Source organism: Pseudonocardia xinjiangensis, from assembly GCF_050948425.1.
Lineage (GTDB): Bacteria > Actinomycetota > Actinomycetes > Mycobacteriales > Pseudonocardiaceae > Pseudonocardia > Pseudonocardia xinjiangensis.
On sequence record NZ_CP192009.1, the window covers coordinates 6,300,779 to 6,317,759 of the forward strand.

The following is a 16,981-nucleotide window of genomic DNA, read 5'->3' on the forward strand; positions in this document are numbered from 1 at the left end:
CCGGACCGACCGCTCAGACCACGGCCGTGGTGGGCAGCCGGGCCGGCCGGGACGCCTCGAAGGACGTGATGTCCTCGGCGTGGCGCAGCGTCAGGCCGATGTCGTCGAGCCCCTCGAGCAGGCGCCAGCGGATGTAGTCGTCGATCTCGAACGGCACGACGAGCTCGCCGGCCCGTACCGTTTTCTCCGTCAGGTCCACCGTGACCTCGGTGCCGGGGGCGTTCTCCAGCAGCTTCCACAGCAGCTCGACGTCGGGCTGCGCCACCTGCGCGGCCACGAGGCCCGCCTTGGCCGAGTTGCCGCGGAAGATGTCGCCGAACCGGGAGGAGATGACCACGCGGAAGCCGTAGTCCATGAGCGCCCAGACGGCGTGCTCGCGCGACGAACCGGTGCCGAAGTCCTGCCCGGCCACGAGCACGGTCCCGCGCGAGAACGGCTCGATGTTCAGGATGAAGTCCGGCTGCTGGCGCCAGGCCTCGAACAGCCCGTCCTCGAACCCCGTGCGCTTGACGCTCTTGAGGTGCACCGCGGGGATGATCTGGTCGGTGTCGATGTTGGCCCGGCGCAGCGGCACGCCGATGCCCGTGTGGGTGCTGAACGGTTCCATCAGTCCAGGTCCTCCGGAGAGCTCAGGGTGCCGCGCACTGCCGTGGCCGCGGCCACGAGCGGGGACACCAGGTGGGTACGGCCGCCCTTGCCCTGGCGGCCCTCGAAGTTGCGGTTCGACGTGGACGCGCTGCGCTCACCCGGCGCGAGCTGGTCGGGGTTCATCCCGAGGCACATCGAGCAGCCCGCGGAGCGCCACTCGGCGCCCGCGCTGGTGAAGATCTCGTTGAGACCCTCGTCCTCGGCCTGGAACCGCACCCGCATCGACCCCGGGACGACCAGCATCCGGACGCCGTCGGCCACCTTCCGGCCCCGCATCACCGCTGCGGCGGCACGCAGGTCCTCGATGCGACCGTTGGTGCAGGAGCCGACGAACACGGTGTCGACGGACACCTCGCGCAGCGGGGTGCCGGCCTCCAGGCCCATGTAGGTGAGCGCCTTCTCCGCGGAGATGCGCTCGTTCTCGTCCACGATGCGGGACGGGTCGGGCACGCTCTCGGAGAGCGGCAGCCCCTGTCCCGGGTTGGTCCCCCACGTGACGAAGGGCGTGAGCGCGTCGGCGTCGATGTCCACCTCGGCGTCGAACGTGGCGTCGTCGTCGGTGCGCAGCTCGCGCCACGCCGCGACGGCCTCGTCCCACTGCTCGCCCTTCGGGGCGCGGTCGCGACCCTTCAGGTAGGCGAACGTGGTCTCGTCCGGGGCGATCATGCCGGCCCGCGCGCCCGCCTCGATCGACATGTTGCAGATCGTCATCCGCGCCTCCATCGAGAGGTTCTCGATGACGTTGCCCCGGTACTCGAGCACGTAGCCCTGGCCACCGCCGGTGCCGATCTGCGCGATCATCGCCAGCACCACGTCCTTGCTGGTGACGCCCTCAGCCAGCCGCCCGTCGGCCGAGTTGACGTTGATCGCCATGGTCCGGAACCGCTTGAGCGGCAGCGTCTGGGTGGCCAGCACGTGCTCCACCTCGGACGTTCCGATCCCGAAGGCCAGCGCCCCGAAGGCGCCGTGGGTGGAGGTGTGGCTGTCGCCGCACACGACCGTCGTGCCCGGCTGGGTGAGGCCGAGCTGCGGGCCCACGACGTGCACGATGCCCTGCTCGGCGTGGTTCATCGGGTAGAGCGGCACGCCGAACTCGGCGCAGTTCTTGCGGAGGGTCTCCACCTGCGTGCGCGACACCGGGTCGGCGATCGGCAGCTCGACGCCGATGGTGGGCACGTTGTGGTCCTCGGTGGCCACGGTGAGATCGGGACGCCGCACTCCGCGGTTGGCGAGTCTGAGACCGTCGAACGCCTGGGGGCTCGTGACCTCGTGCACCAGGTGCAGGTCGATGTAGAGCAGGTCGGGCTCGTTGCCCTCGCCACGTCGAACCAGATGTTGGTCCCAGACCTTCTCCGCCAGCGTGCTTCCCATATCCATCCCAATCCTGCTGGACGTCCCATATATCGGGACGTTAATATCGTCCCGTGAGACAGCTTAGCGGCGTCGGCGTTCTGGACAAGGCTGTGGGCGTACTTCGGGCCGCCGCGGCCGAGCCGTGCGGGCTGGCAGAGCTCTGTGAACGGACCGGTCTGCCCCGCGCCACCGCTCACCGTCTCGCCGTGGGGCTCGAGGTGCACGGACTGCTGCACCGCGGTGCCGACGGGCGCTGGCGGCCCGGCCCCACGCTCGCCGAGCTCTCCGCAGGCGGTGTCGACCCGCTGCTCGAGGCGGCCGCGGCCATCCTGCCGCGGCTGCGCGACATCACCGGCGAGAGCGTGCAGCTCTACCGCCGGGACGGCACGCAACGCATCTGCGTGGCCACCGCGGAGCCGGCCAGCGGGCTGCGCGACACCGTCCCCGTCGGCACGAGGCTGCCGATGACCGCGGGATCCGGGGCCAAGGTGCTGGCCGCATGGGCGGAGCCCACCGTGCAGCGCGCGGTACTGGCCGACGCCATGTTCGGCGAGCGGGTGCTCGTCGACGTCCGCAGGCGGGGCTGGGCCCAGAGCGTGGCCGAGCGCGAGTCCGGTGTGGCGAGCGTCTCGGCCCCCGTCCGCGACGGCTCCGGACAGGTGGTCGCGGCGGTCTCGGTGTCCGGTCCGGTCGACCGGATCGGGAGGCGCCCCGGTGTGCGCTGGGCCGCCGATCTGCTCGCGGCGGCCGAGGCGCTGCAGCACCGTTTGTAGCAGCCGCCGTGTAACGGCTGGATGTCGCATACGCATCGATACCCGCCGGTCGGGTGTCGGACCGGGCCGCTAACGTGACCGGCACTCTGCTCGATGGACACACAGAGTCGTACGGACACGAAGACGGGTGACGATGAGTTATCTGCTCGGCATCGATGTGGGCACCACCCGCACCGCAGCCGCTATCGGCCGGTCGGGTGGCCGCCCCGGTGATACCGAGATCGTCAACCTCGGCGACCGCTCCAGCGCCGTTCCCTCCGTCCTCTACATCGGCGACGACGGCACCGTCGTCGTCGGCGAGGCCGCCGAGCGGCGGGCGGTCAGCCACCCCGACCATGTGGTGCGCGAGTTCAAGCGCCGCATCGGCGACCCCACCCCGATCCTCGTCGCGGGCCGGCCGTGGGCTCCGGAGGAGCTGTCGGCGCGGCTGGTGCGCTGGGTCGTCGACCGGGCGGCCCAACGTGAGGGCGGCCCCGCCGTTCGCGTCGCGGTCACCCACCCCGCGTCGTGGGGCGCCCACAAGAAGGACCGGTTGGGCGGCGCGCTCGCCGGCCAGGGCCTGCCTGTCACGTTCATCGCCGAGCCACAGGCCGCGGCACTGCACTATGCGGCGGGCGAGCGGGTGGAACCCGGCTCCACCATCGCGGTGTACGACCTCGGCGGTGGCACGTTCGACGCCGCCGTCGTGCACAAGGACGGCCACGGCTTCACCCTCCTCGGGCGCCCGGAGGGCCTCGAGCGCCTCGGCGGCATCGACTTCGACGAGGTCGTCTTCGAGCACGTCCGCCAAGGGCTGCCGGAGGCGTTCGAGGGGCTCGACGACAACGACCCGGCGGTGCTGTCGGCCGTCGCGGCCGTCCGCCGCGAGTGCACCGAGGCCAAGGAAGCGCTCAGCAGCGACACCGAGGTCGCGATCCCGGTGATGACGCCCGCCGGGCAGGGCTCGGTGCGGCTGCACCGCAGCGAGTTCGAGGCCATGATCCGGCCCCGCGTCGAGGAGAGCGTCGACGCGCTGCGGCGGGCCGTGAGCTCGGCCGGCCTGGCGCCGGCGCAGCTCTCGGCCGTGCTGCTGGTCGGCGGGTCCTCGCGCATCCCGCTCGTGGGCCAACTCGTGTCCGAGCAGCTCGGGCGCCCGGTCGCGGTGGACGCCGACCCGAAGAACGCCATCGCCATGGGCGCCGTGCTGTCGATGGTGCCGGCGTCGAGCACCGGGGCGATGCCGCAGGTGCCTCCGTCCCGCACCGGCCAGCTCGCCCGGCAGCCCTCCGTCGGCACCGGGGCCACGCCGCCCGTCGGGGGGCAGTACCCCCCTCGGCCCGGCTACGGTGCAGCCGCCGCAGCCGCAGGCGCGGCGGCCGAGCCCACCCAGTGGATGTCCGGCTCCGGCAGCGGCCCGATCGCTCCCGCTGCGCACGTGCCGGCCGTCTACCCGGAACGCCCGCGGCTCGACCAGGACGACCCACCCGAGTTCGAGTACGCCGAGCACAGCCGGGGACCGAGCCCGGTACGCCTGGTGAGCATCGGCGGCGCCGTCGCCGCGGTGGCCGTGGTCGCAGCGGTGTTCATGTGGCCCACCGGGCAGCCGGTTCCGGTCGACTCCAACTCGCCCAGTGCCGTCCCGCCCGCCTCGGCGGTGCAGGACCCCGGTTCCACTGCGGCGCCGGAAACCGAGAGCCCGCGCGACGGGGAAGAGCCGACGCACGGGCGTCCCGTCCCGCCTCCCCCGCCGGGGGTGGCGAAGCCCACTCAGCAGGCGCCGGTCACGTCGGAGGATCAGCCCCCGCCCACGCGTACCGAGCCCAGCACGAACCCCACCACGACTCAGAATCAGAATCCGACCACTACCCCCCGGACGACGACGCCGCGCCCCACGACGGAGCCGCCCCCGACAACCCAGCAGCCTCCTCCCTCAGGAGGGCCGCCGCCCCCGAACGCCAGCGGAACGGGAGCGCCTCCCGGGAACCAGGGGCCTCCGCTCTGATCCACTCCGCCGGCCGGGAACCGGGCGCCTTCGGGCGAGCCCGTTCCCGGCCGGCGGTGTCGTTGTGCCCAGCGATCACGTGCAAATACAAGTAAGGCCCGTTCCGGATAACCGGAACGGGCCTTACTCGATGTAGCCCCGACGGGATTTGAACCCGCGCTACCGCCTTGAGAGGGCGGCGTCCTAGGCCGCTAGACGACGGGGCCGTGGAAACGCTGTATGAGATTATCAGACCGCTTCTGGCGCGTTTCCGCTGGGGTACCAGGACTCGAACCTAGACTAACTGAACCAGAATCAGTCGTGCTGCCAATTACACCATACCCCAAGGGTTCAGGATCATCCGGGGCTCCATGTGGTGGTGGAGCCCGGTGTCCCCTGCCCTGCGTCGAACACTCTAGCCGAGCCCTCCGGCGCGCTCCAAACCGGCCCTGAGTCGCGCGAGCGACCGTTCGCGGCCCAGCAGCTCCATCGATTCGTACAGCGGCGGGGACACCGTACGGCCGCTCACGGCCACCCGCACGGGCGCGAACGCCTTGCGCGGCTTGAGCCCCAGCCCATCGATCAGCGCCGACTTCAGGGCGTCCTCGATGCGCTCCGTCGACCACTCGGGAAGCCCGTCCAGGCCGGTCAGAGCAGCTTCCAGCACCGGCGCCGCGTCGGCGCCGAGGTTCTTCTCGGCAGCGTCGGCCTCGGGGGCGAAGCCCTCCTCCGGCACGAACAGGAAGCGCAGCATCCGCGCGGCATCCGACAGCACGACACTGCGCTCCTGCACGAGCGGAGCCGCCGCGTCGAGCAGCGCGCGCTGCTCCGCGGTGATCGAACCGTCGTCAGTGCCGGTGATCACACCTTCGGCCACGAGGTAGGGCTCGACCCGCCGCGCGAACTCCTCGACGGGCAGCGCGCGCAGATGGGCGGCATTGATGGCCTCGGCCTTTTTCAGGTCGAACCGCGCGGCGTTGCGCGATACCCGGGATATGTCGAACGCTGCGACCATCTCGTCCATCGTGAAGACGTCGCGGTCCTCGGAGATCGCCCACCCGAGCAACGCCAGGTAATTGAGCAGGCCTTCCGGGAGGAAACCCCGCTCGCGGTAGAGGAAGAGGTTCGACTCGGGATCGCGCTTGGAGAGCTTGCGGTTGCCTTCCCCGGTCACGAGCGGGAGATGCCCGTAGCGGAACGGTCCGGTGCCGATTCCCACCCGCGCGAGCGCCTCGAGCAGCGCGATCTGGCGCGGGGTGGAGGAGAGCAGGTCCTCCCCGCGCAGGACGTCGGTGATGCCCATGAGCGCGTCGTCGACCGGGTTGGTGAGGGGGTAGAGCGGGGTGCCGTCGCCGCGGGCGAGCACGAAGTCGGGCACGGTGCCGGCCCGGAACGTCACCTCGCCCCGCACGAGGTCGGTGAAGGAGATGTCCCGGTCCGGCATCCGCAGCCGGTACACCGGCGCGCGACCCTCCGCCCGGAACGCGGCGCGCTGCTCGTCGGTGAGGTGGCGGTCGGCGTTGTCGTAGCCGAGCTTCGGGTCACGGCCGGCGGCGCGGTGACGGGCCTCGATCTCGTCGGCCTTCGAGTACGACTCGTAGACCTCGTCCGCGTCGATCAGCCGCTGCAGCGCATCGGCGTACACCGCTCCGCGTTCGCTCTGCCGGTACGGGCCGTTCGGGCCGCCGACCTCGGGGCCCTCGTCCCAGTCCAGCCCGAGCCAGCGCAGCGCGTCGAGCAGCGCGGCGTAGGACTCGGCGGAGTCGCGGCTGGCGTCGGTGTCCTCGATCCGGAACACGAAGGTGCCGCCGTGGTGGCGGGCGTGGGCCCAGTTGAACAGCGCGGTACGGATGAGACCGACGTGGGGTGTGCCCGTCGGGGACGGGCAGAAGCGCACCCGGACGCCGGCCGGGGGCCGGGACTCGCTCGCAAGCTCGCTCATGATGCCGCCAGCCTATCGAGCGTGCGGGGTGGCCTTCCGTCCCCGAGGCGCCTAGAATTCAACGTATGTTGATTAACGAGCGCACGACCTGCCTCGTCGTCGGCGGTGGCCCTGCCGGTCTGGTACTCGGCCTGCTCATGGCCCGCGGCGGGGTCGATGTGACGGTGCTGGAGAAGCACCCGGACTTCCTGCGTGACTTCCGCGGCGACACCGTGCACGCATCCACCCTCACCCTGCTCGACGAGCTGGGGTTGGGCGAGCGGTTCGCCGCGCTGCCCCAGCGGCGGCTCGACCGCGCACAGGTGCAGCTGGACACCGGCACCTTCCAGATGGCCGACCTGCGCAGGCTGCCCGGCGCCCACCAGCACATCGCGATGGTGCCCCAGTGGGACTTCCTCGACCTCGTCGCCGACGCTGCCGAGGCCGAGCCCACCTTCACCCTGCGCCGCAACGCCGAGGTCGTGGCCCTGCTCCACGACGGCGACCGGGTGGCAGGCGTGCGCTACCGCGACCGCACCGACGGCACCGAGCACGAGCTGCGCGCCGGCCTCACCGTGGCCTGCGACGGGCGCGGGTCCGCGGTGCGCGAAGCGGCCGGACTGACGCCGCGCTCGTTCGGCGTCCCGATGGACGTGTGGTGGTTCCGCCTGCCCCGCCACGCGGAGGACCCCGTGGGTGGTGTGGGCCGCATCGGCAGCGGCGGGTTCCTCGTGATGATCGACCGCGGGGACTACTGGCAGTGCGCCTACCTCATCCGCAAGGGCGCCGACGCGGAGATGCGCGCGGCGGGCATCCCGCAGTTCCGGGCGCGGATCACCCGGCTGCTGCCCTGGCTGGGGGACCGGATGGAGGCACTGACGTCGTTCGACGACGTGAAGCTGCTCGACGTCCGGCTGGAACGGCTGCGCCGCTGGTACCGCGACGGCCTGCTGCTCATCGGCGACGCGGCACACGCGATGTCACCGGTCGGCGGGGTCGGCATCAACCTGGCCGTGGCCGACGCCGTGGCCACCGCACGGCTGCTCACCCCCGCGCTGCGGTCCGGCGGGATCGTGCCGCTCGCGCTGCTGCGCCGCGTCCAGATGCGGCGCTGGTGGCCCACCGCCCTGATCCAGAGCGGGCAACGCCTCGCCCACCGCAGGATCCTCGGCGACAAGGCGGCCGACCCCGGCCGGGTCGACGTGCCCGCCGGGCCGCCGGACACGGCCGCGCCCGGCATGTTCGACACGTCGGGCGCAGGCGCGGCTCCCACGGGCACGGTGCCGTTCCCGTTGAGCATGTTGAAGAGGTTCCCGGTGTTGCAGGGCATCCCGGCGCGGCTCATCGCGATCGGTCCGCTGCCCGAGCACGCGCCGGAGTGGGCTCGGCGGGCGGAGTTGCCGGCGACCCGGGCCTGAGCGCCCACGCCGACGCGGGCGGCGTAGGTCATCGCCCGAGCCCACTTCGGACGGTCACCGGGACCACCGACGCGAGGAGCCCGGCTGCGGCCGCCGCGAGCCACCCGAATCCGGCCGCCGCGTAGAGCGGGCCGGCCAGCAGCCCGGCGACTGCGGCGCCGCCGTACGTCGCTGCGGTGTTGAGGGCGAGCACCGCGCTGCGGAGGTGCGCACCCGCCCCGGCAAGCCGGCTCACCAGCACCGTCAGCCCGATGTGGTTGACCAGCCCCCACACCGACGCCGCCGCGAGGAACGCCGGCAGTACGCCGATCGTGACGGCCAGGGCCAGGTAGACCACGGCGAGCAGCGCGAGCACCGGTGCGACGAGGCGCGCGGTGCCCCACCGGTCCAGCAGGCGGTCGGCGCACGCGGCGAGCCCGAAGCCGAGCCCGTAGCTCAGCGCGACGAGGCCGGCCGTCGTGGCGCCGCCTCCGTGCAGCGCCCGGACCTCGACGCCCGCGAACGCGAACACCCCGTAGAACGCGGTCATGAACGCGAGCACGCCGGCAAGCAGGGGCGCCACGCCGCGCGCACGGAAGGCGGCGCCCAGTGCGGCCCGGCCCGATCCGGCAGATGGGACCGCGGGGAGCAGCGCATAGAGCGCCATCTGCAGCGCGCACAGCCCTGCCAGCGCACCGAACGCCGCCCGCCAGCCCACCGCGTCACCGAGCACGGTGGCCAGCGGCACCCCTGCCACCAGCGCGATCGACCAGCCCGTCAGCACGCGTCCGGTCGCCCGGGCGGCAGCGCCCGGGGGCGCGAGCTCCGCAGCGAGCGAGTAGGTCGCCGGCAGGAGCACACCGACTCCGGCTCCGCCGACGAGCTGCGCCAGCGCGAGCACCGTCCAGTGCGGAGCGACGGCGGACCCCCCGGCGGCGACGGCGAGGGTCCCCATACCGGCGAGCAGGACAGTGCGGGGCGCCACGGAGTCGAGCCGGTGACCCAGCAACAGCGCCGACGCGACGATTCCGATGCCGTAGGCCGAAAGTGCCCGGCCGGCCTCGGTCGTACCCGTGGCGAGTCCCGTCGCAATGTCGGACAGCAACGGGGCGAGCACGAAGGCTTGAGCGCCGACCACCACGATCCCGCCGGTGAGCACGGCTGGCGCGAGCAGGCGGGAGCGATGCCGGACATCAGTCATGTACCGAAGATGCGTCAGCGGATCAGCCCGGTCCACCGTCGTTCGTCAAGTCCGAACCACTTTCAGCCGGAGGAATGTCAGCATGCACCCGTGGACGTTATCGACCGGAGGATCATCGGGCTGCTCCTCGAGGACGCGGGCCGCACGTACGCGCAGCTGGGTCGAGAAGTGTCGCTCTCCCCCGCCGCCGTCCACGAGCGGGTGCGGCGGCTGCGCGCCTCGGGTCACATCCGCCGTACCACGGTGGAGGTCGACCCCGACGCGATCGGCCGGCCGGTACTGGCGTTCGTCCTCGTCGACAGCGAGGGGTGGGTCAAGGACGAGTTCTTCGCCGCCGCACGGCGGGACCCGCGGATCGAGGAGGCGCACTCGGTGGCCGGGAACAGCAACTTCCTGCTCAAGGTGCGCGTGGGCGACCCCGACGAGCTGGAGGACGTCCTGCACGGCCTCTACCGGATCGAGGGCGTGGTGCGGAGCCGGACGATCATGGTGCTGCGGCGGGGGTTCGAGCGGGGCATCGGGATCGCCCCGCCACCGCCCGCCGGCTGACCGGTCAGTGCGCCTCGGCGATGCCGCACTCCCCGACCCGGCGGAAGCCCACCCGCTCGTAGACGCGGGTGGCGGTGTCGTCACCCGCGGCGAGGAACACCACCTCCGCACCCGCGGCCCGGGCCGCCCGGGCCAGCACAGCCGCCAGCGCTGCACCCAGGCCGCGGCCACGCGCCGCCGCGGCCGTACCGATCCCGACCAGCTCGACCACGTCACCCGAGCGCTGCGCCGATCCCGCCGCCACCGGGCCGTCCGGACCCGTGACCAGCGCTCGCGCGATCGCCCCTGCCGCAAGGTCGGCCCGCAGCTCGGCGAGCGCGGCCCCCACGGGCGGGCGCGGCGGCGGCGCGCCGAAAGCCGTGGCGGCCACGGACAGCACCGAGTGCACCGCCGCCTGCAGATCTCCGTCGGCCGGCCCGAGCAGGCGGGCCGAGAAGCCGGACGGGAACTCGACGGCCGCCGGTTCACCGTCGAGCACGAGCAGCGGGCACACCGTGACCGGCAGCCCCGCGGCGCCGACGGCGTCCGCCATCGACGGGCACTCGCTCACGACCCACTCGAACGCCTCCGGCACACCCAGTGCCCGCTGGCGGCCCCGGACCCGCTCGACGTCCTGTGCGGTGACCGGCGGACCGTCCGGGATCGGGCGGGCGTAGAACGGATAGCCCGGCCGGTTGCGGACGAACAGCCGCAGCGGGCCGTCGTCCGTCGCGCTCGCCCACTGCCGCGGGACCTCGTCGCAGAACAGGTCGATCCGCCGCAGCACGTCGTCCACGGGCGCAGATCTTGCCCTGTGTCAGCTCGCCGCCTGCACGGGGACGGGCGCACGCAGCGCCGCGAACGCCAGTGCGTCGACCAGCGCCAGCCAGGACGCCTCGACGACGTTGCTGTGCACGCCCACGGTGGTCCACGACCCCGAGCTGCCGGTGGACTCCAGCAGCACCCGCGTGACGGCGTCCGTGCCGTAGCTCTGCGAGCGCCCGGTGGTGAGGATGCGGACCTTGTAGTCTGACAGCTCCACGTCCGACAGCCACGGGCACGACGGCGTCAGCGCCGCCCGCAACGCCGCATCGAGCGCGTTGACCGGGCCGTTCCCCTCCGCGGTGGCGATCCGCCGCTCCCCGTCGCCGAGGACGACGCGGACGGTCGCCTCGGCCAACACGTCCGCGTCGGCGCTGTGCTCGACGATCACGCGGTAGGACTCGAGGGCGAACGGCACCCGGTCCGCCTCACCCATGGCCGAACGCATGAGCAGCTCCAGCGAGGCGTCGGCCGCCTCGAACGACCAGCCCTCCGCCTCGCGCTCCTTCACCGTGGCGACCAGCGCCGACACCGCGTCGGGTTGGCCGGCCAGGTCCAGGCCGAGCTCCGCCCCCTTGAGCTCGACACTCGCCCGGCCGGCCATCTCGGTGACCAGCACCCGCTGCCCGTTGCCCACGACCACAGGGTCCATGTGGTTGTACAGCTCCGGGTCCACCTTGATCGCACTCGCGTGCAGGCCCGCCTTGTGGGCGAACGCTGACGTCCCGACATACGCCTGGTGGGTGTCGGGAGCGATGTTGGCGATCTCCGCCAACGCGTGCGAGGTGCGGGTCAGCTCGCCGAACGCGCCGTCCGGTAGGACGGGCATGTCCAGCTTGGTCACCAGGTTCCCGACGACGGCGAACAGGTCGGCGTTGCCGGTCCGTTCGCCGTAACCGTTCGCGGTGCACTGCACGTGCGTCGCGCCGGCCTGCACCGCGGTGACCGAGTTGGCCACCGCGGAGCCCGTGTCGTCCTGGCAGTGGATGCCGAGACGGAAACCGGTGCGCCCGGCCACCTCGGCCACCACCTCGGCGATGCCCAACGGGAGCATGCCGCCGTTCGTGTCGCACAGCACCACGACGTCCGCCCCCGCCGACACCGCGGCGTCCAGCACCCGCAACGCCGTGTCCGGGTCGAACCGGTAGCCGTCGAAGAAGTGCTCGGCGTCGAGGAACACCCGCCGGCCCTCGCCATGCAGGAACGCCACCGTGTCAGCCACCATCGCGCAGTTCTCCGCCACGTCGGTGCGCAGGGCCCGCTCGATGTGACGGCGGTCGGACTTCGCGACGAGCGTGACCGCCGGCGCCCGGCTCTCCAGCAGCGCCCGGACCTGCGGGTCCGCCGCCGCCGTCGTCCCGGCCCGGCGGGTCGCCCCGAACGCCACCAGCACCGCGTGCCGCAGCTCCAGCTCCCCCTCCGCGGCACGGGCGAAGAACTCGGTGTCCTTCGGCATCGCCCCCGGCCATCCCCCCTCGATGAACCCGACCCCCAGCGCGTCCAGGTGCCGGGCGACGGCCAGCTTGTCGGCCACGGAGTAGCTGATGCCCTCGCGCTGAGCGCCGTCGCGCAGAGTCGTGTCGTAGACGTGGAAGACGTCTCCGAGCGGGGTTCCGGCCGGTTCGGTGCGGGACATCCGGGAGCTCCTGGAGGTGGGTCGGGCGTGATCGGGCAACAAAAAAGACCCCCCGCGAATGCGAGAGGTCTGCGCGTCGGCTGGTGGTGCTGGTTAGCCGACGCGCCTGTCGATAATGATCACGAAGAGATGCTGCACGAAGGTGAGCATGCCACGCGCCACCCCCACCCCGCCACCCACCCCCCCGCGGCGAGGCCCCCGGGAAGTTCAGGAAAGCCACTTTCCTGCCCTGAGAGGGCCTGAAAGTGGCTTTCCTGAACCGAGGTCTTCCGTTCGCCCACGGGTCCGGCGACCTTCGCGGATCATCTTCGGCATGGGGGTGCTGGCACGGTCCCGAGGTAGCGAACTCCGCGACGCCTTTCCGCTCCGGGTGGCCAGCGTGCGTCAGCTGGTTGCCCTCGGTTTCTCGGAGCGCACTGTGTACAAGCGTTGTCTGGACGGCGGACCGTGGCAGCGGATCCTGCCTGGTGTGGTGCTGCTGTTCACCGGAACACCCAGTCAGGATCAGCGGATCCGCGCGGCCCTGCTGCTGGGTGGAGAGGACGCAGTTCTCACCGGCATCGAGGCTTGCCGACGTCACGGCATCCGCCGAGGACCGGTCCGGCAACGGGGCGACCGGGAAGCAACCCAGGACGTCCACATCCTCGTCCCCGATCGCCGGCAGGTCCGCTCGGTGGGTTTCGTCCACGTCGAACGGACCGGCCGGCTACCGCAGTCGATAGTGCGCGGCGGGATCCCGTTGGCCCCTGTCCAGCGCGCTTGTGTCGACACGGTCCGGCGGCTACCCGCGCCTGGAGATGTCGCGGAACTGCTGTCCGACGCCGTCCAGCGCGGGTTGTGCACGGTCGCAGCTCTTGGCGGCGAGCTCGAAGCCGGTTCGCGGAGAGGTACAGCGGTGCCGCGCAGAGTTCTCGGTGAGCTCGCGGAGGGCGTGCGTTCCGCTGCCGAACTGGAGGCGAAGCGGCTCTGGAGCAGCACCGGGCTGCCCGAGCCATGGTGGAACGCGGCGGTGTACGACGCCGAGGGACGGTTCCTCGGCGTGGCGGACTGCTGGCTCGACGACGTCGCGATGGTGTGGGAGATCGAGTCCAGCGAATGGCACCTGAGCCCCGCCGACCACGACACCACCGTCGAGCGGGCCGCCGGCTTCGTCGCGGCCGGAGCGGTGTACACCGCGTCCAAACCGAAGAAGATCCTCACGAACCCGGAGGACGTGGTGGCCACACTCCGAGCGACGTACGAACAGGCCCGGAAACGCCCCCGACCACCACTGCGAGCAATCCGAACCACGCAGTGAGGACTGCCCAAGTTCAGGAAAGCCACTTTCCTGCCCTGAGAGGGCCTGAAAGTGGCTTTCCTGAACTTCGGGCGGGGCTCCGCCCCGGGGGTGGGGAGTTACGGGGCGGGGGTTGTGGCGTGCGCGCTCACCAGGGCGGCGAGGCGGTCGCCGATGCTCTGGGTGTGGCCGGTGGCGCTGTGGTCCCTCGTGGCGAGGTCGAACGCCACGGCGGCCTCGATGCGGCGGGCCGCGTCGCGGTTGCCGAGGTGGTCGAGCAGCAGGGCCACGGAGAGCACGGCGGCCGTGGGGTCGGCGATGCCCTGGCCCGCGATGTCGGGTGCGCTGCCGTGCACCGGCTCGAACATGCTCGGGTTGCGGCGGCTCACGTCGAGGTTGCCGCTGGCCGCGAGGCCGATGCCCCCGGTGACGGCGGCGGCGAGGTCGGTGAGGATGTCGCCGAAGAGGTTGTCGGTGACGATCACGTCGAACCGGCCGGGGTCGGTGACCAGGTGGATCGTGGTGGCGTCGATGTGCTGGTAGGCCACGCTCACCTCGGGGTGCTCGAGCGAGACCTCCTCCACCAGCCGCGACCACAGGCGCCCGGAGTAGCTCAGCACGTTGGTCTTGTGCACGAGCGTGAGGTGCTTGCGGGAACGGCGGGAGGCGCGGCTGAAGGCGTCACGGACGACGCGCTCCACGCCGTAGGCCGTGTTGACGCTGACCTCGGTGGCGATCTCCTGCGGCGTGTCCTTGCGGAGCAGGCCGCCGGTGCCGACGTACGGGCCCTCTGTGCCCTCCCGCACCACCAGCAGGTCGATCTCGTTGTTGCCGGCGAGCGGACCGCGGACGCCGGGGTAGAGCCGGGCCGGGCGCAGGTTCACGTGGTGGTCGAGCTCGAAGCGCAGGCGCAGCAGGAGTCCGCGCTCCAGGATGCCGCTGGGCACGGACGGGTCGCCCACGGCGCCGAGCAGGATCGCGTCATGCTCCTGCAGCTCCGTGAGGACCGACTCGGGCAGCAGCTCGCCGGTGGAGTGCCAGCGCGCCGCACCGAGGTCGTAGGTCGTGGTCGCCGCACCGGGCTCGACCTCGTTGAGGACCTTCAGCGCCTCGTCGATGACCTCCGGCCCGATGCCGTCTCCGGGAATGACCGCAAGGCGCATTACCGATGTCCTCTCTCCAGTTGACCCCGAAACAGCCGGGCGCACGTTACCCGCTGCAACGATGCCGCTAAGCTCTCCGCCATCCGATCGTGGTCACCCCATCGGATGGAACTGATGCGGAAGCGAGGCAGTCAGGACCTCCCCTGGTGCGACACGCCCCCATGCGGGCCATTCTGCCCCCGCCCATCTGCCGGGTTGTGCCCCACCCCCGCATGCCCTCACCCGGATGCCGGTGGCTGCTGTCGACTCGGACGTGTCCTTGCAGGTCAGAGCATCACCCGTTCGCCGAGGCAACGCTGCTCACAGCCATCAGCACCGGCGATTCGCCGCCTGCGCAGCGGCCGCTGTGGTCGTCCCCCGGACGCCGGAGTGCGCTGCCGGGGCGGCCATGGCGCCCCGTGGCGCCACCGCGCGGAGGCGGCGGCGCTCGGGGTGTTTTTCAGGCTCCAGGCGAGGTCAGGACCCTGTTCGACGTGACGGACGACACGCCACCCGCCCCCGCCCCGCAGGCGCAACGGCACCACGGGGAGAGGGTGGACGACCGCGACGGGTGACGCGGCCGGGCTCCGGATTCACCGGATCCGACGGCGTCACCCGTACCACCGGACGGACGCGACACGGTGCGCAGTGGGTACCCGAACGGGTCAGTCGGTGTCGAAGGAGATCAACCGGGTGGTGCGGGCGCCCACGGACGCACCGATCGGCTCCAGCACGCCCGGGTCGACGGCCCGGTCGACGCGCAGGAGCATGATCGCGTCGGTGCCGTCGGTGGTCTGGCTGATCTGCGCCGCCTCGATGTTGACCGCGGCCTCGCCGAGCAGCGAGCCCACGCGGCCCATGACGCCGGGCCGGTCGGAGTACTCGAGAAGCAGCACGTCACCCTCGGCCCGCAGGTCGAAGTGGCGCCCGTTGACCTCGACGAGCTTCTCCACCTGGGCGCGCCCGGTGAGCGTGCCGGAGACCGTGATGGACGTGCCGTCGGGCATGGCGGCGCGCAGCTGCACAACGCTGCGGTGGTTCTCGCTCTCGGGCGCGGTGGTCACCTCGACCTCGACGCCCCGCTCCGCGGCGATGCCCGGCACGTTGACGAACGTGACCTGGTCCTCGACGACGTGGGTGAAGACGCCGCGCAGCGCGGCCAGCGCCAGTACCGAGACGTCCTCGGCCGCGAGCTCACCGGCGACGTCCACGGTGACCGAGCTGGGCAGCCGGCCGGCGACGGCGTGGAGCACCGTGCCGAGCTTCTGCGTGAGCGGCAGCCAGGGCCGGACCTCCTCGCCCACCACGCCGGTGACCTGCACGTTGACCGCGTCCGGCACGAACTCACCGGCGAGCGCCAGCTGCACCGAGCGGGCGACGTCGGTGCCCGCGCGGTCCTGGGCCTCGTCGGTGGAGGCGCCCAGGTGCGGGGTGACGACCACCTGCGGCAGCTCGAACAGGGGGCTCGAGGTGGTGGGCTCGGTGACGTAGACGTCGATGCCGGCACCGCCGACGTGGCCGCTGCGCACGGCCTCGGCCAGCGCGTCCTCGTCGACCAGGCCACCGCGCGCCGCGTTCACGATGATCACGCCGGGCTTGGTGAGCGCGAGCTGGTCCTTGCCGATGAGCCCGAGGGTCTCGGCCGTCTTGGGCAGGTGGATCGAGATCGCGTCGGCGCGCCGCAGCAGATCCTCGAGGCTCACCAGCTCGATGCCGAGCTGGCCGGCCCGGGCCGGGGCGACGTACGGGTCGTAGGCGATCAGCTCGACGCCGAACGCGGCGAGGCGCTGGGCCACCAGCTGACCGATCTTGCCCAGCCCGACGATGCCGACGAGCTTGCCGTTGAGCTCGACACCGGTGAACGAGCTGCGCTTCCACTGCCCGGAGCGCAGGCTCGCGTCGGCCGCGGGGATGTGGCGCGCGGCCGACAGCAGCAGCGCGACGGCGTGCTCGGCGGCGGAGACGATGTTGGAGGTCGGGGCGTTCACGACCATGACGCCGCGGGCCGTGGCGGCCGGCACGTCGACGTTGTCCAGGCCGACGCCGGCGCGGGCGACGACCTTCAGGCGCGTGGACGCGGCGAGAGCTTCGGCATCGACCTTGGTGGCGGAGCGGACGAGGACGGCATCGGCGTCGGCGATCGCGGCCAGGAGAGCGGGGCGGTCGGTGCCGTCCACGTGGCGGATCTCGACGTCGTCGCCGAGCAGCGCCACCGCTGAGGGGGCGAGCTTCTCGGCGAGCAGGACGACAGGGCGGGCGACGGTGGTCACGACGGTTGCAGTGCTCCCCGGATCGGCGGCTGGGTACGTGCCCGATGGTAGTTG

General features: G+C 72.2%; 13 protein-coding genes and 2 tRNA genes. 5 read left to right on the top strand and 10 right to left on the bottom strand.

Translation table 11 applies throughout. The features are described from left to right. Nucleotides 1-13: 13 nt before the first annotated feature. Both leuD and leuC read right to left on the bottom strand, forming a co-directional pair. Entirely contained in the window at nt 14-607 is a 594-nt protein-coding gene (gene leuD, locus ACQPZA_RS29645; RefSeq protein ID WP_433275416.1) for a 3-isopropylmalate dehydratase small subunit, read from the bottom strand. Next, nucleotides 607-2,019 (bottom strand): 3-isopropylmalate dehydratase large subunit, encoded by a 1,413-nt coding sequence (gene leuC / locus ACQPZA_RS29650; protein ID WP_169394959.1) that lies wholly within the window; start codon nt 2,017-2,019, stop codon nt 607-609. Before leuC ends, leuD begins: the two co-directional genes overlap by 1 nt. A gap of 53 nt (nt 2,020-2,072) precedes the next feature. Between leuC and ACQPZA_RS29655 the strand changes: the two genes are divergently transcribed. Beyond that, nucleotides 2,073-2,774, top strand: coding sequence for an IclR family transcriptional regulator (locus ACQPZA_RS29655; protein ID WP_169394949.1), 702 nt, complete (start codon nt 2,073-2,075; stop codon nt 2,772-2,774). 133 nt (nt 2,775-2,907) lie between these two features. Then, nucleotides 2,908-4,755, top strand: a complete 1,848-nt coding sequence (locus tag ACQPZA_RS29660; protein WP_433275417.1) for an Hsp70 family protein — start codon at nt 2,908-2,910, stop codon at nt 4,753-4,755. Between the two features lie 133 nt (nt 4,756-4,888). Here the strand turns inward: ACQPZA_RS29660 and ACQPZA_RS29665 are convergent. The 3 genes from ACQPZA_RS29665 to gltX form a co-directional block, all read right to left on the bottom strand. Next, nucleotides 4,889-4,961 (bottom strand) — tRNA-Glu (locus ACQPZA_RS29665). Between the two features lie 47 nt (nt 4,962-5,008). After that, a tRNA-Gln gene (locus ACQPZA_RS29670) sits at nt 5,009-5,080 on the bottom strand. 69 nt (nt 5,081-5,149) lie between these two features. Further along, on the bottom strand, nt 5,150-6,676 hold the full coding sequence (gene gltX, locus ACQPZA_RS29675; RefSeq protein WP_433275418.1) for a glutamate--tRNA ligase: 1,527 nt from the start codon (nt 6,674-6,676) through the stop codon (nt 5,150-5,152). A gap of 65 nt (nt 6,677-6,741) precedes the next feature. On the opposite strand from gltX, the gene ACQPZA_RS29680 reads away from it, so the two are divergent. Further along, nucleotides 6,742-8,073 (top strand): FAD-dependent oxidoreductase, encoded by a 1,332-nt coding sequence (locus ACQPZA_RS29680; RefSeq protein ID WP_433275419.1) that lies wholly within the window; start codon nt 6,742-6,744, stop codon nt 8,071-8,073. Between the two features lie 28 nt (nt 8,074-8,101). On the opposite strand, the gene ACQPZA_RS29685 is transcribed toward ACQPZA_RS29680, so the two are convergent. After that, on the bottom strand, nt 8,102-9,253 hold the full coding sequence (locus ACQPZA_RS29685; protein WP_433275420.1) for an MFS transporter: 1,152 nt from the start codon (nt 9,251-9,253) through the stop codon (nt 8,102-8,104). Nucleotides 9,254-9,343: 90 nt separating this feature from the next. Between ACQPZA_RS29685 and ACQPZA_RS29690 the strand changes: the two genes are divergently transcribed. Next, nucleotides 9,344-9,802 carry an Lrp/AsnC family transcriptional regulator gene (locus ACQPZA_RS29690; RefSeq protein ID WP_433275421.1) on the top strand — a complete coding sequence of 153 codons (459 nt, stop codon included), beginning with the start codon at nt 9,344-9,346 and terminating at the stop codon, nt 9,800-9,802. A gap of 4 nt (nt 9,803-9,806) precedes the next feature. Here ACQPZA_RS29690 and ACQPZA_RS29695 read toward each other — a convergent pair whose 3' ends face one another. Together ACQPZA_RS29695 and cimA are read right to left on the bottom strand one after the other, a co-directional pair. Then, nucleotides 9,807-10,577 carry a GNAT family N-acetyltransferase gene (locus ACQPZA_RS29695; protein WP_433275422.1) on the bottom strand — a complete coding sequence of 257 codons (771 nt, stop codon included), beginning with the start codon at nt 10,575-10,577 and terminating at the stop codon, nt 9,807-9,809. Nucleotides 10,578-10,598: 21 nt separating this feature from the next. Further along, entirely contained in the window at nt 10,599-12,239 is a 1,641-nt protein-coding gene (gene cimA / locus ACQPZA_RS29700) for a citramalate synthase (protein WP_433275423.1), read from the bottom strand. Nucleotides 12,240-13,134: 895 nt separating this feature from the next. Between cimA and ACQPZA_RS29705 the strand changes: the two genes are divergently transcribed. After that, nucleotides 13,135-13,536, top strand: a complete 402-nt coding sequence (locus ACQPZA_RS29705) for a hypothetical protein (protein WP_433275424.1) — start codon at nt 13,135-13,137, stop codon at nt 13,534-13,536. 98 nt (nt 13,537-13,634) lie between these two features. Here ACQPZA_RS29705 and ACQPZA_RS29710 read toward each other — a convergent pair whose 3' ends face one another. Both ACQPZA_RS29710 and serA read right to left on the bottom strand, forming a co-directional pair. After that, complete coding sequence (locus tag ACQPZA_RS29710) at nt 13,635-14,678, bottom strand: 3-isopropylmalate dehydrogenase (protein ID WP_169394439.1); 1,044 nt, start codon at nt 14,676-14,678, stop codon at nt 13,635-13,637. A 644-nt stretch (nt 14,679-15,322) separates the two neighbouring features. Beyond that, nucleotides 15,323-16,927 carry a phosphoglycerate dehydrogenase gene (gene serA / locus ACQPZA_RS29715; protein WP_169394438.1) on the bottom strand — a complete coding sequence of 535 codons (1,605 nt, stop codon included), beginning with the start codon at nt 16,925-16,927 and terminating at the stop codon, nt 15,323-15,325. Nucleotides 16,928-16,981: the final 54 nt, after the last annotated feature.

Bases quoted from the DNA above. Each gene is read 5' to 3' on its own strand.
- leuD (WP_433275416.1), bottom strand. From the start codon at position 607: ATGGAACCGTTCAGCACCCACACGGGCATCGGCGTGCCGCTGCGCCGG.
- leuC (WP_169394959.1), bottom strand. From the start codon at position 2,019: ATGGGAAGCACGCTGGCGGAGAAGGTCTGGGACCAACATCTGGTTCGA.
- ACQPZA_RS29660 (WP_433275417.1), top strand. From the start codon at position 2,908: ATGAGTTATCTGCTCGGCATCGATGTGGGCACCACCCGCACCGCAGCC.
- gltX (WP_433275418.1), bottom strand. From the start codon at position 6,676: ATGAGCGAGCTTGCGAGCGAGTCCCGGCCCCCGGCCGGCGTCCGGGTG.
- ACQPZA_RS29680 (WP_433275419.1), top strand. From the start codon at position 6,742: ATGTTGATTAACGAGCGCACGACCTGCCTCGTCGTCGGCGGTGGCCCT.
- ACQPZA_RS29685 (WP_433275420.1), bottom strand. From the start codon at position 9,253: ATGACTGATGTCCGGCATCGCTCCCGCCTGCTCGCGCCAGCCGTGCTC.
- cimA (WP_433275423.1), bottom strand. From the start codon at position 12,239: ATGTCCCGCACCGAACCGGCCGGAACCCCGCTCGGAGACGTCTTCCAC.
- ACQPZA_RS29710 (WP_169394439.1), bottom strand. From the start codon at position 14,678: ATGCGCCTTGCGGTCATTCCCGGAGACGGCATCGGGCCGGAGGTCATC.